This is a genomic window from Amycolatopsis sp. WQ 127309 (assembly GCF_023023025.1).
In the GTDB taxonomy this organism is placed as follows: Bacteria; Actinomycetota; Actinomycetes; order Mycobacteriales; family Pseudonocardiaceae; genus Amycolatopsis.
In genome coordinates this window covers 5,755,384-5,775,535 of the sequence record NZ_CP095481.1, presented here as the reverse complement: position 1 = coordinate 5,775,535, position 20,152 = coordinate 5,755,384, and the positions used below count along the sequence as shown (strand labels likewise).

Genomic DNA, 20,152 nt, shown 5'->3' with positions numbered 1-20,152 from the left:
CCCACTCACTCCGGTCTGCACCCCTGCCAGCCAAACCCTGCTCACCAATCTGCCGCGATCCGAGCGGAACTCGCCGCCCCGATCGTCCGCTCACTCCGGCCCGCACCCTCGACCGGCCAAGCCCTGCTCGCCAACCCACCTCGGTCCGAGCGGAACTCCCCGCCCCGATCGGCTGCTCACTCCCCCGCACTCTCGGCTGCTCAGGCCTCTCTCGCCAACTCGCCGTGATCCAAGCGGGATTCGTCGCCCCGGTCGGCTACTCACTTCACCCGCCGGCCGGGCGTCGGTGACCTCGTCGCGATCCGAGCGGTCTCGCCTGCCCTGGCCCGCTCACTCCGTCCGCCAGCCGCGTTCCAGGCGGGCGAAGATCTCCTCTGCCGCCCGGCGGGGGTTCTCGTGGCCCGCGATCAAGTCCCGCGATGCCAGCGCGAAGCGGGCCAGTGCCGCGCACGCCACGTCGTTCTCCGGGGCGCCCGACTCCGCCGCGATCGCGCGGGCCAGCGCCGTCTCGTGGCGCATCCACATCCGCCTGCCGTACTCGCGCAGGGCCGGGGTGCTCTCCGTGAGGCGGAGGAACGCGTCGCCCGGGGCGGCGGCCACGTCGACCAGGATGTGCTTGCGCAGCGCGTCCACGATCGTGTGCGCCGGCGGCCGGCCGCGGACCGCGTCGACCAGCGCCGTCTCGATGTCGGCCTCCTGGTCGAACACCAGGGCTTCCTTGCTGGGGAAGTGCTTGAAGAGCGTCGTCACGGAGACGTCGGCGGCGTCCGCGACCTCCTTCACCCCGACCTGGTCGAAGCCGCGCTCGAGGAACAGTTCGAGCGCCGCGTCGGCCAGTGCCTTGCGGGTCTGCGCCTTCTTGCGCTCACGGCGCCCGATCACTTCCGTCATGTCCGCCAGTCTACGTGATGGTGGACTCACTTCAAAAGTGTAGTCATTGCACTTTCGTAGTGAATCTGCTTTCCTGAGTTCATCGCCGCCGGAACGAACCGGCGGCCCGAACTTCCAGGGGGAAGCCATGAACACCACCACCAGCAGCACCACTGCCACCACCAAGATCGCGATCGTCGGCGCCGGCCTCGGCGGACTCGCCTGCGCTCGCGTCCTGCAGCTGCACGGCCACACCGTCACCGTCTTCGAGCAGGAGGCCTCGGCCGACGCGCGACCCCAGGGCGGCACGCTCGACATGCACGGCGACACCGGCCAGGTCGCCCTCCGCACGGCCGGCCTGCACGAGACGTGGCGTGCACTCGCCCGGCCCGAAGGCCAGCAGATGCGCGCGGTCGACCCGCACACCACGAACGTCCTCGTGGACGAAATCCCCGCCGAGGACGACGAGTTCAAGCCCGAGATCGACCGCGGCCAGCTCCGCGGCCTCCTGCTGGACTCCCTCTCCCCCGGCACCGTCCGCTGGGGCCGCGCCACCGACGACGTCACGCTGCTGCCGGACGGCACCGCCCGGCTGCGCTTCGCCGACGGCACCACCGAGGACTTCGACCTGGTCATCGGCGCCGATGGCGCGTGGTCCCGCGTCCGCCGCGCCCTGACCGGCGTCCGGCCGGAGTACAGCGGCGTCGCGTTCGTCGAGTTCGGGCTCGACGACGCCGACCGCCGGCACGCCGCGCTGGCCGCGTTGACCGGCCAGGGCACGATGGTGGCGAAGACCGGCGGGAACGCGATCTTCGCCCAGCGCAACAGCAACGGCCACATCCGCGGGTACGCCGTGTTCCACGCGCCGGAGGACTGGCACGCCGGCTTCGCCTTCGCCGACACGAACGCGGTGCGCGCGACGCTGCTGCAGCGCTACGCCGGCTGGCACCCGGAGCTGCTCGGGTTCCTGCGCGACAACGACGGCGCGTTCACGCACCGGCCGTTGTACGTGCTGCCGGTGCCGCACGCCTGGACGTCGACGCCCGGCCTCACCCTGCTCGGCGACGCCGCGCACCTGATGCCGCCGCTCGGGGTCGGCGCGAATCTCGCGATGCTGGACGGCACCGAGCTCGCGACCGCGCTGGCGACGTCGCCGACCGTCGGCGAAGCCGTCCGGACCTACGAGGCGCGGATGCTGCCGCGCTCGATCGAGACGGCGAAGGCCTGCCAGGAGGGGCTCGTCCACCTTCTGAGTGACGGCATCCGGACGGCAGCGGCCTGACGACCTATGCCGGGCGCCCACGGAGAGGTAACGTGATTCCCACGATGTGGTCATCCCGGTGCACGCTAGGCAGTGACAGATCCACTGTCAGTAGTGCGCCGACGACGCCATCGCCCGAACGGCGCAATCAAATGCGGAATCCGGACGTCAATCCGCCAACGGCGCGTGAAACTTACCGTCTTCCCACGCAACCTCGTTAGCATCCGCACATTTGTTCTCTGCTGCGCGTCCCGATCGGGCCCTGAGCACCTCTCACCATCAAGTCCACAAGACGAATGGGGTCGCCAGCGATGAGTACAGAGGGACTCTCGATTCCAGGCATCTCGATCGCCGGCTCGGGGCCATCGGCCGCCGAGCGGGTGCGAAGGCGTGGTCTGAGCGCGTTCGGCTCGTTCCCCCGCCCCGCTGTGGTCATGTTCGCCATCGAGGCGGCCGCGGTCATCCTGGCCGTGCTCGACGTCTGGCTGGTGATCCCCGAGAAGGCCCAGCCCTACTCGATCTACCTGTCCGGCGCGGCCTGCCTCGCCGTGGTGTTCCGCCGCAAGTTCCCGTTCCTCGCCGTGCTCGTCGCCGTCCCCGGCTTCCTGGCCGGCTGGGCGCAGCTGGCGAGCATGATCACGCTCGGCATGCTCGCCACCCGCCGTCAGCTGCACTGGCAGACCTGGGTCGGCGCCGGGCTGGTGTGGACGTGCCGGTTCGTGCAGTGGCCGCTGGAGGACTTCGTCCAGCTGAGCTGGCGCGAGCACATCCTCGACGGCATCTACGGCGTCCTCGTCGCCGGCATGCCGATCGCGATCGGCATGCTCATCGGCGCCCGCACCGAGGTCGCGAACAAGCTCGCCGAGCTGGCCACGAGCCGGGACCGCGAGCGCCGCTTCCACGCCGACGCCGTCCGCGCCGAGGAGCGCGCCCGGCTGGCCCGCGAGATGCACGACGTCGTGTCGCACCAGATCACGCTGATCGCGATGCAGGCCGGCGCGCTGCAGGCCCAGACGACCGACGCCCGGGCGATGGAGACCGCGCAGGTCATCCGCGGCCTGAGCAAGCGGACCCTCGAGGAGCTGCGGTCGCTGCTGAGCGTGCTGCGCGCGGACGCCGACGACGACGGCCCGCGCCCCGGGATCAACGACCTCGACCGGCTGATCCGGACGTCGGAGGTCCCGGTGCACCTGTCCGTGGAGCACCTGCCGGAGGCCCTGCCGAACCAGGTGTCGGCGGCGGCGTACCGCACGGTGCAGGAGTGCCTGACCAACGTCCACAAGCACGCCCCGGGCGCGACGGCGACCATCCGCATCCAGGGTGAGCACGGCGCGCTCAAGATCGAGGTGCGCAACGAGCGCGCCCGCCGGGCCGGCGAGGGTCTGCCCTCGGGCGGCCACGGCCTGACGGGACTGGCCGAGCGCGCCCGCCTGCTGGGCGGCAGCTTCGAGACGTCCGGAACGGAGGACGGCGGTTTCCGGGTCCGGGCCCGGTATCCGCTGAGCCACTGAACGACTGGCCCGGCCGGCGCTGCTGACCCGGCACTGTCGATCCGGCGATGCTGACCCACCCGGCGCTGAGCAGCCCCCGATTCCAGCCTACGGGCGGGGGCCGACAACTCCGGATCCGACGAAGCCGCGAGCGGCGCATTCAGGTCGTTGAAGGCCTGAGTGCGCCGCTCGCGGCTTTCCGGTTTCCGGGGTTGTCGGTGCTCGCCGGTAGCGTGGAATCGGGGGCTGCTCGGGCGGCCCGGCGGCCGACGCACGTACTCGGAGAGTCGGCTCGCGTACCTGGAGAGTCGGCTCGCGTACCCAGGTGGTCGAGGTGCGTACCCAGGCAGTCGGGTCACGTACCTGGACGGTCGGGTCGCATACAGGAAGATCGGTTCACGTACCTAGAGTCGGCTCGCGGGTCTGGGGGTCGGCTCATGTGCTTTGGGAAGTCAGCTCACGTGATCAGGAGGCTGGCTCGCGTGATCGGGACGCCAGCTCGCGTGATTGAGAAGTCAACTCGCGTGTTTGAAGGGTCGACTCGCGCGATTGGGAGTCGACTCGCGTGTCTGAAGGGTCGACTCGCGCGATTGGGAAGTCGACTAAGTGTCTGAAGGGGCGACTCGCGTGATTGGGGCGCCGGCTCGCGTGATTAGAGAGTCGACACGACGTGAGGGCCGTGTCGTCTGCCAGGCACGTGAGGCGGCTGCCAGGCACGTGGGTCGAGCTGGCCTGGAGGGTTGGGCAGGGCCCTGGGCGCGCGAGAAGCCACCTCGAGGGGGTTGCTCCTCGGGGTGGCTTCCGGCGGTGGCGCTTAGATGATCTCCCGGCGCTGGCGCAGGCGTTCCAGGGCCTCGGCGAGGATGGCCTCGCCGTCGGCGTCGCTGCGCCGCTCCTTCACGTACGCCAGGTGGGTCTTGTAGGGCTCGGTCCGGGGTGCGGCCGGGGGGTTCTTCTCGTCCTGCCCGCCGGGGAGCCCGCAGCGGGGGCAGTCCCACTCGTCCGGGATCTCCGCCTCCAGGGCGAACGACGGACGGGCTTCGTGCCCGTTGGCGCACCAGTAGCCGACCCGGCGCCGTGGCGCCGACTCACCTCGTTCCGATTCGCCCGTAGGTCCGGCACCCACCCGGGTGCCCCGAATCGCGTTACCGCCAACCATGAATCCTCACACCTATGGAATCGGCGGCGCGCCCCCCAATAGGCACGCCGAATCGCTGCGCACCCCGCTGGTGTGACCCGGTCTCGATCGCCGGCGGGGGCGCCGGACGTCACACCTTGAGCAGCAGGCCCAGCCCGATGATGCTGATCAGCCACACCGCGCCCAGCAGCAGAGTGATCCGGTCGAGGTTCTTCTCGGCCACGCTCGACCCGGCCAGGCTCGACTGCATCCCGCCACCGAACAGCGACGACAGGCCGCCACCGCGCCCGCGGTGCAGGAGAACCGCCACCACGAGGAAGACGCTGGTGACGATCAACAGGATTTGCAGGAACAGCTTCATGTCATCCTCTGGGCTCTAGGAGAATGCAGGGGCACGGCATGGTCGTGACGACCACCACCGTACCCCTGGACTCGTCCACTGCTGTGTGACGGACCGGATACACAGGTTACCCGGTCGTGGCCTCGATCAGGGCAGCGGCCCGCCCGCGGCGAGTGCGCAGAGTTTCGTGAACTCCTCGCCGTCGAGGCTCGCTCCGCCGACCAGGGCACCATCGACGTTTTCGCAGGCCACCAGGTCACTGATGTTGTTCGCCTTCGCAGATCCCCCGTAAAGCACCCGGACGGACGAAGCGACCTCGTCGCCGTACTTCTCCTGGAGGGTGGCGCGGATGGCCTTGCAGACCTCTTCGGCGTCCGCGGGGGTGGCGACCTTGCCGGTGCCGATCGCCCAGACCGGCTCGTACGCCACGACCACGCCGCCGACCTGCTCGGGCTTGAGGCCCTTCAGTCCGTCGATCAGCTGCGTCGTGGTGTGGTGGATGTGCTCGCCGGCCTCGCGGACCTCGAGCTTCTCCCCGATGCAGAGGATCGGCGTGATGCCGTGCTTGAGCGCGGCCTTGACCTTCTTGTTGACCAGCTCGTCGGTCTCGGCGTGGTACTCACGCCGCTCCGAGTGCCCGACGGTGACGAAGCTGCAGCCCAGCTTGGCCAGCATCACGCCCGACACCTCGCCGGTGTAGGCACCGGAGTCGTGCGAGGAGATGTCCTGCGCGCCGTACGTCAGCGACAGCTTGTCGCCGTCGATCAGGGTCTGCACGCTGCGGATGTCGGTGAACGGCGGCAGCACCGCCACGTCGACCTTCGCGTAGTACTTCTCCGGCAGCGCGAAGGCGATCTTCTGCACCAGCGCGATCGCCTCGAGGTGGTTCTGGTTCATCTTCCAGTTGCCGGCGATGAACGGCTTGCGTGCCACTAGTTCTTCTCCTCCAGGGCGGTCACGCCCGGCAGTTCCTTGCCTTCGAGGTACTCCAGCGAGGCACCGCCGCCGGTGGAGATGTGCGAGAAGCCGTCTTCGGGCAGACCCAGCTGACGCACCGCGGCCGCGGAGTCGCCGCCGCCGACGACGGTGAACGCGTCGCTCTCGACCAGGGCTTCGGCGACGGCACGGGTGCCGCCGGAGAAGGCCTCGAACTCGAACACGCCCATCGGGCCGTTCCAGAACACGGTCTTGGCGTCGGCCAGCTTGCCGGCGAACAGCTCACGCGTCTTCGGGCCGATGTCCAGGCCTTCGCGGTCGGCCGGGATGGCCGTGGCCTCGACGACCTCGTGCTCGGCGTCGGCCGAGAACCCGGTCGCGGCGAGGACGTCGACCGGCAGCACCAGTTCGACGCCGCGCTTCTCGGCCTCGGCGAGGAAGCCCTTCACCTGGTCGAGCTGGTCGGCCTGCAGCAGCGAGTTGCCGACCTCGTGGCCCTGGGCCTTGAGGAAGGTGTACGCCATGCCGCCGCCGACGAGCAGCCGGTCGACCTTGGTCAGCAGGTTCGCGATGACGCCGAGCTTGTCGGACACCTTCGCACCGCCGAGCACGACCACGTAGGGCCGCTGGACGTCGTCGGTGAGCTTCTTCAGCACGTCCAGCTCGGCCAGCACGAGGCCGCCCGCGTAGGCCGGGAGCACCGAGGCGACCTCGTAGACCGAGGCCTGCTTGCGGTGCACGACGCCGAAGCCGTCGGAGACGAACGCGCCGCCCGGGACGAGCGCGCCCAGCTCGGCGGCCAGCTCGGAGCGGTCCACGGCGTCCTTGCTGGTCTCGCGCGCGTCGAAGCGCACGTTCTCCAGCAGGACGACGCCGCCGTCGGCCAGGCCGGCGGTCAGCGTCTTGGCGGACTCGCCGACGAGGTCGCCGGCCAGCGTGGCCTCGGCGCCGAGCAGCTCGGAGAGCCGCTTGGCGACGGGCGCGAGGGTGTACTTGGGGTCCGGCTCGCCCTTGGGGCGGCCGAGGTGCGCGGTGACGACGACCTTCGCGCCCGCGTCGGCGAGCTTCTTGATCGTCGGCAGCGCCGCGCGGACGCGGCCGTCGTCGGTGATGCGATCCCCGTCGAGCGGGACGTTCAGGTCGGACCGCACGAGTACGTACCGGCCCTGAACGCCCTCGCCCAGCAGGTCGTCGAGGTTCTTGACGGTCATCCGGCTCAGAGCTTCGAGCCGACGAGCTTGATCAGGTCCGCGAGGCGGTTGGAGTAGCCCCACTCGTTGTCGTACCAGCCGACGACCTTGACCTGGTTGCCGATGACCTTGGTCAGCGGCGAGTCGTAGATGCAGGACGCCGGGTCGGTGACGATGTCCGAGGACACGATCGGGTCGACCGAGTAGCGCAGGATGCCGGCGAGGGGGCCCTCGGCGGCGGCCTGGTAAGCGGCGTTGATCTCCTCGACCGTGGCGGCCTTCTTCAGGGTCACCGTGAGGTCGGTGGCCGAGCCGGTCGGCACCGGGACGCGCAGCGCGAAGCCGTCCAGCTTGCCCAGCAGCTCCGGCAGCACCAGGCCGATCGCCTTCGCGGCACCGGTCGAGGCGGGCACCACGTTCAGCGCGGCGGCGCGGGCGCGGCGGAGGTCCTTGTGCGGGCCGTCCTGCAGGTTCTGGTCCTGCGTGTACGCGTGGATCGTGGTCATCAGACCCTGCTCGATGCCGAACGAGTCGTTGAGGACCTTCGCCAGCGGGCCGAGGCAGTTGGTGGTGCACGAGGCGTTGGAGATGATGTTCTGCGAGCCGTCGTACTTGTCGTCGTTGACGCCCAGCACGACGGTCAGGTCCTCGCCCTTGGCGGGCGCGGAGATGATGACCTTCTTCGCCCCGCCGGCGATGTGCGCCTTGGCGGCGTCGGCGTTGGTGAAGAAGCCGGTGGACTCGACCACGACGTCGACGCCCAGGTCGCCCCAGGGCAGGTTGGCCGGGTCGCGCTCGGCGAGGGCCTTGATGGTCTTGCCGTCCACGACGATACCCTCGTCGCTGACGCTGACCTCACCCGGGTAGCGCCCCAGGATCGAGTCGTACTTCAGCAAGTGGGCCATGGTGGCGACGTCGCCGAGGTCGTTGAAGGCGACGACCTCGATGTCGTGGCCGCTGGCCTGCACGGCGCGGAAGAAGTTGCGGCCGATGCGGCCGAAGCCGTTGACACCTACGCGAACGGTCACTGCTGCCACTCCTCTGAGGATCGGCCGGAGTCCCGGCCGTGACTTGCGGGCTCGCGGCCACCCTAGCGTGCGGGCATGCGCGTCCCTGACTGCCCTGACGAGACTTCCACCACTTGGCGAACGGGTCAAGAATCGATTAAGAAGCCTAGTGGATTCCGGGTGATCGGTTCACGTGTTCTTCACCTGGACCACGGTGGACCGGGAAGGCGCGTGGTCCGGCGGTTCGGGCAGGCCGCACGCGGTGCGGGCCGCCACCCGGCTGGTACTGGCCGGTAGCCGGCGCACGCGACTGGATCGTTCAAGCCACCACCGCGATCGGCGGCGGCTCCGGCAGGCCGGCGCACTCCCGGGTGACGGGCTCGATTCAGAGCCGGGACGCCCATCGCGCTCACTCCGCCAGCTCCCGCTCCAGCGGCGTCCGGAACCGAGGGATCACCCGGACCACGCCGAACCACTTCGCGCTGCGGTCCGCCGCCGCCTCGATCGCCGACTTCTCCTCCGCGCCGACCTCCTCCAGCAGCCGGAACACCACCTCGCCCGATTCGCGCTGGGCCCAGCCGCCGACGATGCGGCCGTTGGCCCAGACCGTCGGGCCGACGTTGCCGAAGCGGTCGAACAGGGCCGCCTTGTGCGGGCCGAGGAACCAGTCGCGGTCCTGCCAGCCCATCGGGGTCGGGTCGAGGCACGGGAGGAACGCCGCCCACGTCGGCGGCTCGGGCACCGGCTCGAGGTCGTCGGCCAGCGCCACCCCCGGGACGCCGCCGAGGTCGACGTCCACGGTGTCGAGCTTGGCCAGGGCCTTCCGCGTCTGGCCGAGCGTCCAGCCCGCCCACCAGCGCAGGTCCGTCAGCGGGGCCGGGCCGTACGCGCGCAGCCAGCGCCGCGCCAGCTCGACGCGGGCCTCGTCCGCCTCCCAGGCCGCGAGGCCCTCGCCCACCCAGTCCTCCAGCGGGTGCCAGACGTACTGGGTGCTGAGCCAGGTGCCGCGCGGGCGGCCGCGGACGATCCGGCCGTCGACCGCCAGCTGGAACAGCACCCGGCTGGTGACGTTGCCGATCGCCTCGTACGGCTTGCCCTTCGACATCTGCAGCCGTTGCCGCAGCCGGGGTTCGGCCTCGCTGAGCTGCTGCGCGGTCGCCGAGCCGAGGCCGCGCAACGCGGCTTCGACCGCCGTTTCGACGTCGGCCAGCCACTTTCCGGGCTCCGGCACGTTCTCCGGGTAGCCCTGCTGGCCGAGGTGCTGCTCCAGCAGCTTCCGCTGTTTCGCCGCGATGTCCGCCGAACAGCCGGCCTGCACGAGGGCCGCGGTCTCCAGGCCGGTGACGAACACCGTGCGGCGCATGCCGAGCAGCCGCAGCACCGTGCGGTCGTCGTACAGCGCGCGCTCGACGTCGGCGACCGCGGCGCCGTCGAGCCGGGCGGCCGCCGAGAGGTGGACGGTCGCCGGATCGGTGGCGTGCAGGGCGACGACGCCCGCGACGGCGTCTTCGACCGTGGCCGCGGGCGCGGCAAGGTGGTGGCGGGTGCCGAGGCGAGCCCGGCGCTGGGCGGTGGAGATGGTCGGAGGCACCCGGAATTCCTACCACCCGGCACCGACGAAAACGCGTGGTCGGTCCGGCGCCCCCGGCGTTAACCTCGCGGCATGGTCTCCAGCGCGCACCTCGCGGCCTTCGCCGCACTGACGTTCCTGATGGTCGTGGTCCCCGGGCCGAGCGTGCTGTTCACGATCAGCCGCGCGCTGACCGTCGGGCGGCGCGACGCGCTCCTCACCGTCGTCGGCAACTCCTTCGGGGTGTACACGCAGGTCGTCGCGGTCGCGTTCGGCCTCGGCGCGCTCGTGACGACGTCGGCCGCGGTGTTCACCGCGATCAAGATCGCCGGCGCGGTCTACCTGGTGTACCTGGGGATCCAGGCGGTGCGCCACCGCCGCCGGCTCACCGACGCGATGGCCGCGCGGGCCGGCTCGGCGCCCGGCCGGGTGGTCACCGTGCTGCGTGACGGCTTCGTCGTCGGCTTCGCGAACCCGAAGTCGATCGTGTTCCTGGCGGCGCTGCTCCCCCAGTTCGTCGACCCCGCCGCCGGCTCGGTGCCGGCCCAGATGCTGGTGCTCGGCCTGTGCCTGCCCGCCATCGCGCTGGCCACCGACAGCGCGTGGGCGCTGGTCGCGGGCACGGCGCGGACGTGGTTCGCCCGCTCGCCGCGGCGGCTGGAGGCGGTCGGCGGCACGGGCGGCCTGGTGATGATCGGCCTGGGCACGACGCTGGCGTTCACCGGCCGCGGCGACTGACCGCGGATGTCCGTGAAGGCCTCCTTACCGGCTCTTATGGCCGGTAAGGAGGCCTTCACGGCTTTGCGGCCGGGTCGCGGAGTACCAGGGCGAGCAGGCCGGGGAAGGCCGCGTCGAATTCCGGGCGGCGCAGGCGGTTCAGGCGTCGCGGGCCTTCGTCGCGCTGCTCGATCAGGCCCGCCGCGCGCAGCACGCCGAAGTGGTGGCTGAGCGTCGCCTTCGCCACCGGGAGGTCGAACGTGCCGCACGCCTTCGTCCACTCCGGCACGGCCGCCAGCTCGCGCAGGATGCTGCGGCGGACCGGGTCGGCGACGGCGGCCAGCGCGTCCTGCAGCGGGACGTCGCCGGGGAGCACGTGGGTCAGCCCGCGCGCCCGCGCGGTCACCGCAGGGCCTCGGCCAGCCGCGCCCGCCACTCGCGGGGCAGCCCGTCGAGCTGGACGACGACCTGGTCGGCGCCCGCGGCCCGGTACTCCCGCAGCCGCGCCACGACGGCGTCGAAGTCACCCCACACGGTGACGCCGTCGACGAGCCGGTCCGACAGGTCCGCGACGTCGGCGTCGGTGAAGCCCATCCGGCGGAAGTTGTTCGCGTACCCGGGCACCCCGGCCAGGAACCGCAGCGAACCGCCTCGGACGGCCTCCCGCGCCGCGGCGGCGTCGGTCTCGGCGACGACGGTGAGCAGCACCGCCAGCTGCGCGTCCGGCCCGAGGAGCTCCCGCGCCGACGCGACGTAGTCCGTCGTCACCAGGAACGGGTACGCGCCCGCCGCGCGAGCCCGCGACAGCTCCAGCATCTTCGGCCCCAGCGCCGACAGGATCCGCGCGGACGCGGGCACGACGTCCTCGATCTCGTCGAGGTAGTCGTTCAGCGCGGCCAGCGGACGCGGGCCGTGCGCCCCGCCCAGCCCGGCGATGAACCGGCCGGCGGGCAGGTCGAGGTAGGCCTGGGCCACCTCGGCGGCCGGGACCCGGTCGACCGAGAGGATCCCGCTGGCCACCGGGATCCGCTGCGTCCCGTGGACGACCCCGGCGATCAGCGGCAGCGAGTTCCCCTGCCCGCCGGGCAGCCACAGCGTGTCGTAGCCCAGTTCTTCCAGTTCGACGGCGGTCGCGAGGGCGACGTCGGTCTCGGCGGTGTTCAGCGCGGCGCCCAGCGCCCCCAGCTTCGTCATGCGCGGGTGAACCTCCGGCCGCCGCCCGATGTTCCCGTCACGCCGGCTGTTCGTCCTCAGCGGAATCCGGCGCGTCCTCGACGCGGGTGAACATCCGCGTCGCCGAGAGCCGCGCGACGCCGTCCGGGTCGCCCAGGTCGTCGAGGGAGTTGCGGACCGTCGAGTCCACCGACAGGTACTTCCGGCCCGCGCGCAGGTCGGCGTCGTTGCGCAGCCGGACGATCAGCGGGAACTCCGAGAGCGCGCCCGCGTCGAACAGGCCCGTCGTGTAGATCAGCTGGACGCCCAGCGCCTCGGCCACCGCCCGCTGCAGCTCCAGCAGGTACCCGGCGGACGCGCGGCCGATCGGGTTGTCCAGGAACAGCACGCCGGAGTGGCGGTTGCGGGCCTTGCCGCGGTTGTTGGCGCGCAACGCCGCGAGGGTGCAGTAGAGGATGATCGCCGCGGTCAGCTGCTGGCCGCCCGAGAAGACGTCGCGGATCTCCGAGACGCGCTGGCGTTCGGTCCGCAGCACCGAGTCCGGCTTGAGCATGTCGACGCGGAAGCCCTTGGGCGCCGCGGCCCGGACGCCGCGCAGGACCAGGGAAAGCCCGTCGCGCTTGACGTCGCGGCCGTCCGCGGTCTTGCCGACGGCGGCCTCGTCGACGACCTCGCCGAGCTTCTCGGTGAGCGCGTTGTCCTCCAGCTCGTGGAACCGGATGCGCAGGAACTCCTGCCCGGACCAGTCGCCGAGGCCGTCCGGCAGCCGCGAGACGCGCTGGGCCGAGCGCAACGTCCGGAGCGCGCCGTCGACCATGCCCTGCAGGCGGGTGATGATGCCGCCGCGGTGCCGGTCGATCTGGGCGAGGTCGTCGGTGAGCGAGCGCAGCCGCGGCCGCAGCGCCTCCGCCCACTCGGCGGCGTGCGCGGGCAGCTGGTCGCGCTTGACCGAGATGACCTGCTGCCGCACCGGCGTGCTCAGCTTCTCGAAGCGCTTCTCCGTCGCGTATTGGGCCAGCTGGTCCGCGGCCTCGCGCACCCGCCGGTCGCCCGCGTCGGCGGCGTCCTGGGCCTCGGTGAGCGTCGCGTTGAGCCGCGTGTGCTGGGCGCGCGCGGTGTCGACGTCACCGTCGTAGGCGTCCGCGTCCTTGTCGGTGACGAGGTGGGCCAGGGAGTCGGCGAGCAGCGAGAACCCGGACGCGGAGCTGCGCGCGGAGTCCAGGGTCTCCTCGGCCGCCGCCCGGCGTTCCTGCAGCTCCTCCCACTTCCGCGCGGCCACGGACATCTCCAGCCCGGCGGCGTCGATCAGCTCCAGGCCGTGCTCGATGTCGCGCGGCTTGTCGCCGGAGACGCCGTTCTGCAGCGGCAGCACGTCCAGCTCGGCGCGCCGCGTCGAGACCAGCCCGATGGCCTCGGTCCGCTCGTCCTCCAGGCCGTCGACGACGCGGCGGGCGCGCGCGAGGGCCGCCGCGCGGGCGGACGCGTCGGAGCCGTCGGGCGTCTCCAGCAGCTCGGCGGCGGTCGAGCGGACGGCCTCGTCCAGCGACTCCACGGCCGAACCCGCAGCTGCTTCGGCCGACTCGGCCTGCTCCAGCTCGGCCCGCAGGTCGCTGCCGACCTCGACCTTCGCGTACGACTCGGACGCCGACAGGTAGGTCCGGCGCAGGGCGTCCACCGGCTCGGCCGGCACCGGGCCGTCACCCGCATCGGCCGCACCTGGTACCTCGGCGAGTTCCGCGCGGGCGGTGGTCGCGGTCCGGCGGTGGCCGTCGGCGGTGCGCTGCTCCTCCCCCGCCTGCTCCCGCAGCCGCGCGGCCTTGCCCGCGGCGTCGGAGGCCTGCAGGTCGGCGCGCTCGGCGACCTCGGTGGCGCGCTCGACGTCCTCGGTCCACTCCGCGATCCGGGCGCTCCTCGTGCCCAGCTCGCCGAGCTTCCGCGCCCGCTCCTCGGTCTCGGCCGCCGCGGCCCGCAGCTCCGGGACGCGCTCGCGCAGCGACGCCGTCTTTTCGCTCAACCGGGTGAACTCCGCGTCGGCCTGCTGCAGGGCCGTGCGCGCGGTCTCGCGCGCGGTCCGGGCCGCCTGGGCCTGCTCGGCGAGCGTCGCGACGGCGCCGGGCGGGTAGTCCTCGCGCCAGGTGGTGAGCTTCCAGGTGAGGGCGCCGTCGGCGGACAGCTTGGCGGACAACGCTTCCAGCCGCCGCTGCCGCTCGGTGTTGCGCCGGGCGACGGCTTCGCGCTCGGCGTCCGCGGCTTCCTCGTCGTACATCGCGGGGTTCGGCGGCACGAGGAACTCGACGCCGGGCGCGGCCGCCGCGTCGGCCAGCAGGGCCTCGGTGGTGCCGACGGCGATGATCGCGGACGGCAGCAGCCGCCGTGACGTCAGCACCTCGCGGGCGCGGTCCGCGTGGGCGGCGTCGTTGAGCAGGACGCCGGAAACGAGCTGCGGCAGGCTTTCCAGGACCTCGGCGCGCCGCCCGGCGTCCAGTTTGGACAGATAACGCCAGCCGGACCACGCGGTGATCCCGGCTTCTTCCAGGGCGTCCAGCGCGGCTTGGACGTCCTGCGGGGGCGGCAGCAGCCCGCCGGAGCCGAGCGCGGTCAGGGCCCGCTCGTCGGCGGACTCTTCCATCCGCAGCGTCGTCTGCTCCTTCTCGACGGACGCGCTCGCTTCGCGCAACCGTTCCAGCAGCACCGGAAGATCGCTTTCGAGGGCGACGTCGTCCGCGCCGAGCAGCTCGACCAGCCGGCCCTCGGCGGCGAGCGCGTCGGTGCGGCGGTGGGCCCGGTCGAGGTCCTCGGTGGCGCGCTCGAAGCGGTCCAGGGTGGTGCCGGCGAGCTGGTGGGCCTCGTTCACGTTCCGTTGCGCCGCTTGGAGATCCGCCGCGACGCGGTCCAGCTCCTGCTCGCGGCGGGTCAGCTCGGCGGCCGCGGCTTCGGCCGCCGAACGCGCCGCCCGGGACGCGTCGGCGACGTCGGCGCCCGACGGCAGCAGCCCGCCGCGGACGGCGTTCTGGACCTCTTCGCGCAGCTCGGTGATCCGGGTGGTCAGCCCGCGGGCCTCGGCACGCCGGCCGGCCGCGAGGTTCGCGGCCTCGTCACGTTCGGTCTGCGCCTTCTCGGCTTCGGCGCGCAACGCGCCCGCGTGCGCCTCGGCCTTGTCGGCCTGGCGCTGGGCGTCCTGCGCCAGCGACTGCAGCCCCCGGGCCAGCGCGGCCGCGGCGGTGTTGCGCGCCTGCAGGGCCGGACGGGCCTTTTCCTCGCGGTTGCCGACGAGCTCACGCAGGTCCTTGGCCTTGCGGGCGGCGTTGAGCTGGTTGAGCACGGTCGCCGTCTCACGCCAGGCCTCGGCCGCCGTCTTCGCCTCGCCCAGTTCGGCGTCGACGCGCTTGCGGGCCTCCTGGGCCTCGTCCAGGCGCAGCACGGCGACGAGGCGCCGCAGCTCGGTGACGCCGGCCGCCAGCCGCCGGTGGTCGCCCTCGGCGAGCTTCTCCGCGGTCTTGACCTCATCGACGTGGTCTTCGAGGCCCGACAGCCGGGCGTTCTCCAGCTCGTTGCGCGCGACGACGCGCCCGGCCAGCGCGGCCATGTCGGCCCGCGCGGCGCCTGCGATCTTCCGCGACGCCGCCGCCACGCCTTCTTCGGTGGCCAGCGGACCCAGCAGGTCGAGCGCGCCGGCGACGAAATCGCGTTCCGACAACAGGTCCCCGCGCTGGGCGAGGTTGTGCGAGTAGGTCGAGACGACCTCGGCGAGGTCCTTCGGCTCGTCCTCGGAGACGACGGCGCGCAGCAGGAAGTCGACGAACGCCTCGTCGGTGCCGAACGCGAACGCGTCCGCCGCTTCACCTTCGCCGGCGTTCATCGCGCGCTGGTAGCGGAACAGCTCGGTGTCGAGGCCGAGGGTGTCGAGCCGGCCGGTCCACTCGTGGTGGCGCCGGGTCCAGGACAGCTCCAGCTCGGGCTCGGCCAGCTGGGCCGCGGCGAGCTTGTCGTGGAAGCCGGACATCGTGAGCAGCCGGCCGTCCTGCGTCATCGGCAGCGAGTCGAGGGCCAGCGCCGACGTCGGGCGGAAGCAGTACCAGGAGTCGGCCAGGTTCTCCGAGTCCGAGGAGACGACGTGCCCGCGCCACTCGGAGACCTTGCCGGTGATGATCCGGTGACCGGTCTCGACGTGCAGCCACTCCAGCACGACGTGCGAGACGTCCTTGGCGGCGACGAACTTCTCGAGCACCTTCGTGCTCGTGGTGCCGACGACCTGTCGGCGGCCGGGCAGCATCACCGAGAAGATCAGCTTGATGAGGACGGACTTGCCGCCGCCGTTCTCCAGGAACAGCACGCTCGCCGGGGACGGGCGGCGCAGCTCGGCCGGCCCGGTGGCGTGGATGCCGGCGCTGAACAGCGCGTCCTGCTGGGGTGCGGTGATCTTGGCGCCGACGCCGCTGAAGTCGAGCACGACGTCCTGGTAGCGGGCGCCCGCCGGGCCCACGGAATGCAGGCGGACCCGCGAAAGCTCGTACATCTACTCCCCTTAGAGCGTGTCGGAGGACGTCGCGCGCAGCGTGCCCCCGTCGTTCGCGACGGCCACGACGTCCAGCGCGAGCAGGTCGTCGAAGGCGGCGTCGGCGGCGAGTTCGCGGACCTGGATCTGGTAGCGCGGTGTGGTGCGGTAGGTGCCGCCCTGTTCGTCGCTGACCGGGACCAGGAAGCCCTGGTCGGCCAGGAAACGGAGGGCGCGCGAGACCATGCCGCGGGTGGTGTCGGCGGCGAGGCGGCCGTCCTTGGTGGCCGCCGCGGCGGGACGCCTCGTGTACGCGCGCCAGGCCTGCTCCAGCTCGGGCGCGTCGGCCAGCGGGTCGTTGTTGGCCTCGGCCTGGGCGGCGCGTTCGTCGAGCATGCGGGCGGCTTCGCGGACCATCGCGTCGACCTGTTCGACGCTGACGCGGCCGATGTAGGTGTCGTTGGCGAGGTCGTCCGGGCGCGGGTAGCCGAGCGCGGCGGCGGCGAGGTGGATCAGGCCGTGCAGCACCTTCTCGGTGTCACGGCGCTCGCGGATCTTGGCCTGGCGGGCGTAGGAGTCCATCTTGATCTCGAACACGGACTCGTCGGTGGCCGCGAGCACCGCGCCGGCCTGCTGGTTGACTTCGAGGACCATCAGCCCGAGCCCGGAGGCGACGGCGTGGGTGAGCGCCTTGAACGCGTTGTCCTCGCCGTAGCGGCGCACGAGGTCGCCGTAGACGACGTCGCGGGCGGGCAGCTGCTTGGGCCGCATGCCGAAGGCGACCAGCCGGGCCGCGGCCTCGGCGTCCACGCTGCTGTGGGACAGCGCCATTACGCGACTTCCTCTTCTTCGTCGGCACGCTCTACAGCGGCGGTGGACAGGAGCAGGTCGGCGCCGCCGAAGTCCGGGTCGTCGAGCAGCGTGCCGTCGTCGACGGCGAGCAGCACCGAGCGGTCCCCCTGGCGCCGCGCGGCGCCGATCCCGGGACTGTATGCGTGGACGGCGCGCAGCGCGACCAGGGCCGCGAGGCCGGGCTGGCGGCTGCGGCGGGCCTCCTCGAGCAGGCCGGACAGCCGCCGCGGCACCTCGGGCAGGTGGAGCAGCTCGTCGGCGCGGCGCCAGACGTCGTCGCCGAACTTGTCGGTGACGTCGGCGGGCATCAGCTCCGGTTCCGGGATCTCGCCGACGAGCTGGTCGCGCTCGGGCGCGGGCCGCAGCAGCAGCGAGACCAGGGCCGACAGCGACGGCACGACCGGCGCGGAGATGCCCGCGACGGCGTGGAAGAAGTGCTCGGCCGGGGTGACGGCGTCGGCCAGCGGCAGCCCGAGGGCCGGCACCAGGAGCTGGCCGAACAGGTCGAGCGTCGCGCGCTGGGGCGGGCCGGAGAACTGCTGGCGGTCCTGCTCGGCGCGGAACACCGCGCCCGCGTCGGCCAGCCGCGACTGCAGGCGCGTGTGCCGGCGGATGCAGTCGCCGACGATGTCGACGAGCTCGGCCGCGCGGCGCTTGCGGTCGAGGTCCTCGGTCTCGTCGCGGGCGGTGGTGATGTTCTTGAGGATCGCGTTCTCGGCGCGGAAGCGGGCTTCGATGTGCCCGAGCGCGGTGTCGAGCAGCTCCGGGACCTCGCGTTCCCAGTCGACCGACCGGACGTCGCGGCGGGTCGCGTCGAGCTTCGCGCGCAGCACCTCGCCGTACTGGACGGTCCGGTAGCGGGCCTGTTCGGCGGCCAGCTTCGCGTCGGCCAGCCGGCCCCGCGCGATCAGGTTCTCGAGCTTCACCTCGGCCGCGATCTGCGCCGACTCGACGTCGGTGTCGAGGGCGCCGACGAGCACGTTGATCGCCTCGTCGGTGGCGCGCAGGTAGACCTCGCCGTCCCGGGCGGCCAGCTCGACCAGCAGCTTGAAGTCGAACTGGCGGCGCTGGTAGCCGCCCGGCCCCATCGAGCCGTAGACGCGCCGGAAACCGCGGTCGGTGGTGCCCACGTTGATCAGGTTGTCCAGGACCCACTTCGCGACGCGGACGTGCTCCTCCGGCATCCGCGACGGCGCCTGCTGCGCGATGAACGGCAGCAGCCGGTCGATGACCTCGTCGTGGCCGGCGCCGGTGTCGAAGTCCATCGCGATGGTGACCTGGTCGATCGTGTGCAGCGCGATCTCGGCCATCTGGTAGACCGTGGCGTCGGCCCAGTCGAGCTTCGCCTTCCGCGCGTCCAGGTCGTGCAACGGCGCGGTGCAGGCGAGCGCCTTCAGCCGGCGGGTCAGCCCCTCGTCGGCCAGTCCCATCGCGGCCCTGTCGTCGTCTCGCACAGCAGGCCAGGCTAGTCGGCCACCCTCTGCACACGCGCGGGTGACAGGTTAACGTCGCTCTCATGCGTGAGATGAGCCGTGACGAGTGGTGGCAGTTCGCGTCCGAAGGCACCCGGACGGGCATGCTCGGCCTGGTCAGGAAGGACGGCTCACCGATCGTGACGCCGATCTGGTTCCTCCTGAACGAGGGCCCGGACGGCGACGAGCTGATCTTCACCACCGGCACCGAGACCCTCAAGGGCAAGGCCATCGCGCGCGACGGGCGGATCTCGCTGGCCGTCGACGACCAGCGCCCGCCGTTCTCCTACGTGCAGTTCACCGCCGAGGCGCGGCTGACCCAGGACGACGACATGCTGGCCTGGGCGACGCGGCTGGGCAGCCGGTACATGGGCGCCGAGCAGGGCGAGGCGTACGGCAAGCGCAACGCCGTCCCCGAAGAGTCACTCGTCCGGGCGAAACTCACGAAGGTGATCGCCCGCGCGGACATCGCCGGCTGAACCCGCCGCCCACCTGCGGATCGCTGCTAATCTCGCGGTGGGGGTGGGGGTTCATGCTTTCAGGTGGGAACAGCAGGCGCGAAGCCGTGACGGCGATGGTGAACGCCGGGCAGCGCGAACTGGTCGCCGAGCTCGAACGGCTGGACCGCGGGGCCCGCTTCGGCCGGTCCGGCTGGGAGCGGCCCGGCGGTGGCGGCGGGCAGGCGCGGCTGCTGGAGAACGGGGACGTCTTCGAGCGGGCCGGCGTCAACTGCTCGGCGGTGCACGGCGCCCGCCTGCCCGAGGCGGTCGCGCGGCAGCACGGGCTGGATCCGGGCAGCGCGTTCTTCGCGACCGGGCTGTCGGTGGTGATCCACCCGCGCAACCCGTACGTGCCGGCGTTCCACGCCAGCTTCCGGTACTTCGAGTCCGGTGACACGTGGTGGTTCGGCGGCGGCGCGGACCTGACGCCGTGCTACGGCTTCGCGGCCGACGCGACGCACTTCCACCGCACGCTGAAGACGTACTGCGACACCTTCGACCCGGCGTTCCACGCGCAGGCCAAGCGCGCCTGCGACGAGTACTTCACGCTGCCGCACCGCGACGAGACGCGCGGGGTCGGCGGCATCTTCTTCGACCACCTGCACCCCGAGGGCCCGGACGGCTGGCACCGCGCGGCCGCCTTCGCCGCGGCCGGCATCGCCACGATCGCGCCCGCGTACCTGCCGATCGTGCGGCGCCGCAAGGACCTCCCCCACGGCGACCGTGAGCGGCAGTGGCAGCTCTACCGCCGCGGCCGGTACGTCGAGTTCAACCTGGTCCACGACCGCGGCACCCGGTTCGGGCTGCAGACCGGCGGGTACGTCGAGGCGGTCCTGATGGCGCTGCCGCCGTTGGCGCGCTGGGAGTTCGAGCTGACGCCGGAGCCGGGCAGCCCCGAAGCGGCGCTCGCGGAGTTCCTCGTGCCGCGCGACTGGGCGGGTGAAGAGGCCCTCCCGGAGACCCGGGTGGCAGGCTGACAAGGGGTTCGCGCTGGGCCGTCCGGGCGCATCCGCCCCGCTGAGCGGGACGCCGGTTTTCACCGTGGGTGAGGGCGGGTGTCCGGTATTGACACGACCCGCTCGGACAGTGTGTGATCTCCTCCATAGATAGGAAACTTTCCTAACTATTTCTGGAGGTCCCC

General features: G+C 72.1%; 17 protein-coding genes. 5 read left to right on the top strand and 12 right to left on the bottom strand.

What is annotated here, in order from left to right; genetic code table 11:
- Positions 1-330: 330 nt before the first annotated feature.
- Positions 331-891, bottom strand: a complete 561-nt coding sequence (locus tag MUY22_RS27265; protein ID WP_247049188.1) for a TetR/AcrR family transcriptional regulator — start codon at positions 889-891, stop codon at positions 331-333.
- Between the two features lie 127 nt (positions 892-1,018).
- Here MUY22_RS27265 and MUY22_RS27260 point away from each other — a divergent pair, with 127 nt between their 5' ends.
- On the top strand, positions 1,019-2,152 hold the full coding sequence (locus MUY22_RS27260) for an NAD(P)/FAD-dependent oxidoreductase (protein ID WP_247049187.1): 1,134 nt from the start codon (positions 1,019-1,021) through the stop codon (positions 2,150-2,152).
- A gap of 290 nt (positions 2,153-2,442) precedes the next feature.
- Entirely contained in the window at positions 2,443-3,642 is a 1,200-nt protein-coding gene (locus MUY22_RS27255; RefSeq protein ID WP_247049186.1) for a sensor histidine kinase, read from the top strand.
- A gap of 793 nt (positions 3,643-4,435) precedes the next feature.
- On the opposite strand, the gene MUY22_RS27250 is transcribed toward MUY22_RS27255, so the two are convergent.
- The 6 genes from MUY22_RS27250 to MUY22_RS27225 form a co-directional block, all read right to left on the bottom strand.
- Entirely contained in the window at positions 4,436-4,780 is a 345-nt protein-coding gene (locus MUY22_RS27250; protein ID WP_247049185.1) for an RNA polymerase-binding protein RbpA, read from the bottom strand.
- A 109-nt stretch (positions 4,781-4,889) separates the two neighbouring features.
- A complete protein-coding gene (gene secG / locus MUY22_RS27245) occupies positions 4,890-5,120 on the bottom strand; it encodes a preprotein translocase subunit SecG (protein ID WP_247049184.1) in 231 nt (76 codons plus the stop codon).
- Positions 5,121-5,246: 126 nt separating this feature from the next.
- Complete coding sequence (gene tpiA / locus MUY22_RS27240; protein ID WP_247049183.1) at positions 5,247-6,032, bottom strand: triose-phosphate isomerase; 786 nt, start codon at positions 6,030-6,032, stop codon at positions 5,247-5,249.
- Positions 6,032-7,246 (bottom strand): phosphoglycerate kinase, encoded by a 1,215-nt coding sequence (gene pgk, locus MUY22_RS27235; protein ID WP_247049182.1) that lies wholly within the window; start codon positions 7,244-7,246, stop codon positions 6,032-6,034. The genes tpiA and pgk overlap by 1 nt, the downstream gene beginning before the upstream one ends.
- 5 nt (positions 7,247-7,251) lie before the next feature.
- Positions 7,252-8,253, bottom strand: a complete 1,002-nt coding sequence (gene gap / locus MUY22_RS27230) for a type I glyceraldehyde-3-phosphate dehydrogenase (protein WP_247049181.1) — start codon at positions 8,251-8,253, stop codon at positions 7,252-7,254.
- A 388-nt stretch (positions 8,254-8,641) separates the two neighbouring features.
- Positions 8,642-9,823: a winged helix DNA-binding domain-containing protein gene (locus tag MUY22_RS27225; RefSeq protein WP_247049180.1), complete on the bottom strand. Its 1,182-nt coding sequence runs from the start codon at positions 9,821-9,823 to the stop codon at positions 8,642-8,644.
- 72 nt (positions 9,824-9,895) lie between these two features.
- Here MUY22_RS27225 and MUY22_RS27220 point away from each other — a divergent pair, with 72 nt between their 5' ends.
- Entirely contained in the window at positions 9,896-10,540 is a 645-nt protein-coding gene (locus tag MUY22_RS27220) for a LysE family translocator (protein WP_247049179.1), read from the top strand.
- Between the two features lie 55 nt (positions 10,541-10,595).
- Here MUY22_RS27220 and MUY22_RS27215 read toward each other — a convergent pair whose 3' ends face one another.
- From MUY22_RS27215 to MUY22_RS27195, 5 genes are read right to left on the bottom strand one after another with little or no spacing between them, the layout of a single operon-like run.
- A complete protein-coding gene (locus MUY22_RS27215; RefSeq protein ID WP_247049178.1) occupies positions 10,596-10,925 on the bottom strand; it encodes a helix-turn-helix transcriptional regulator in 330 nt (109 codons plus the stop codon).
- Complete coding sequence (locus tag MUY22_RS27210) at positions 10,922-11,713, bottom strand: TIGR03620 family F420-dependent LLM class oxidoreductase (RefSeq protein ID WP_247049177.1); 792 nt, start codon at positions 11,711-11,713, stop codon at positions 10,922-10,924. Before MUY22_RS27210 ends, MUY22_RS27215 begins: the two co-directional genes overlap by 4 nt.
- 37 nt (positions 11,714-11,750) lie before the next feature.
- A complete protein-coding gene (locus tag MUY22_RS27205; RefSeq protein ID WP_247049176.1) occupies positions 11,751-16,208 on the bottom strand; it encodes a hypothetical protein in 4,458 nt (1,485 codons plus the stop codon).
- A gap of 9 nt (positions 16,209-16,217) precedes the next feature.
- On the bottom strand, positions 16,218-17,018 hold the full coding sequence (locus tag MUY22_RS27200) for a hypothetical protein (RefSeq protein WP_247049175.1): 801 nt from the start codon (positions 17,016-17,018) through the stop codon (positions 16,218-16,220).
- The gene (locus MUY22_RS27195) at positions 17,018-18,469 is read right to left on the bottom strand and encodes a hypothetical protein (protein WP_247064157.1); all 1,452 of its coding nucleotides are present in this window, start codon (positions 18,467-18,469) and stop codon (positions 17,018-17,020) included. The genes MUY22_RS27200 and MUY22_RS27195 overlap by 1 nt, the downstream gene beginning before the upstream one ends.
- Positions 18,470-18,555: 86 nt before the next feature.
- Here MUY22_RS27195 and MUY22_RS27190 point away from each other — a divergent pair, with 86 nt between their 5' ends.
- The gene (locus MUY22_RS27190; RefSeq protein ID WP_247049174.1) at positions 18,556-18,990 is read left to right on the top strand and encodes a PPOX class F420-dependent oxidoreductase; all 435 of its coding nucleotides are present in this window, start codon (positions 18,556-18,558) and stop codon (positions 18,988-18,990) included.
- A 53-nt stretch (positions 18,991-19,043) separates the two neighbouring features.
- A complete protein-coding gene (gene hemF, locus MUY22_RS27185) occupies positions 19,044-19,988 on the top strand; it encodes an oxygen-dependent coproporphyrinogen oxidase (RefSeq protein WP_247049173.1) in 945 nt (314 codons plus the stop codon).
- The last annotated feature ends 164 nt before the right edge of the window (positions 19,989-20,152 follow it).

Excerpts from the sequence above, each read along its gene's own strand:
- MUY22_RS27265 (WP_247049188.1), bottom strand. The coding sequence starts at position 891 with ATGACGGAAGTGATCGGGCGCCGTGAGCGCAAGAAGGCGCAGACCCGC.
- MUY22_RS27260 (WP_247049187.1), top strand. The coding sequence starts at position 1,019 with ATGAACACCACCACCAGCAGCACCACTGCCACCACCAAGATCGCGATC.
- MUY22_RS27255 (WP_247049186.1), top strand. The coding sequence starts at position 2,443 with ATGAGTACAGAGGGACTCTCGATTCCAGGCATCTCGATCGCCGGCTCG.
- MUY22_RS27250 (WP_247049185.1), bottom strand. The coding sequence starts at position 4,780 with ATGGTTGGCGGTAACGCGATTCGGGGCACCCGGGTGGGTGCCGGACCT.
- secG (WP_247049184.1), bottom strand. The coding sequence starts at position 5,120 with ATGAAGCTGTTCCTGCAAATCCTGTTGATCGTCACCAGCGTCTTCCTC.
- pgk (WP_247049182.1), bottom strand. The coding sequence starts at position 7,246 with ATGACCGTCAAGAACCTCGACGACCTGCTGGGCGAGGGCGTTCAGGGC.
- MUY22_RS27220 (WP_247049179.1), top strand. The coding sequence starts at position 9,896 with ATGGTCTCCAGCGCGCACCTCGCGGCCTTCGCCGCACTGACGTTCCTG.
- MUY22_RS27210 (WP_247049177.1), bottom strand. The coding sequence starts at position 11,713 with ATGACGAAGCTGGGGGCGCTGGGCGCCGCGCTGAACACCGCCGAGACC.
- MUY22_RS27205 (WP_247049176.1), bottom strand. The coding sequence starts at position 16,208 with ATGTACGAGCTTTCGCGGGTCCGCCTGCATTCCGTGGGCCCGGCGGGC.
- MUY22_RS27200 (WP_247049175.1), bottom strand. The coding sequence starts at position 17,018 with ATGGCGCTGTCCCACAGCAGCGTGGACGCCGAGGCCGCGGCCCGGCTG.
- MUY22_RS27195 (WP_247064157.1), bottom strand. The coding sequence starts at position 18,469 with ATGGGACTGGCCGACGAGGGGCTGACCCGCCGGCTGAAGGCGCTCGCC.
- MUY22_RS27190 (WP_247049174.1), top strand. The coding sequence starts at position 18,556 with ATGCGTGAGATGAGCCGTGACGAGTGGTGGCAGTTCGCGTCCGAAGGC.
- hemF (WP_247049173.1), top strand. The coding sequence starts at position 19,044 with ATGCTTTCAGGTGGGAACAGCAGGCGCGAAGCCGTGACGGCGATGGTG.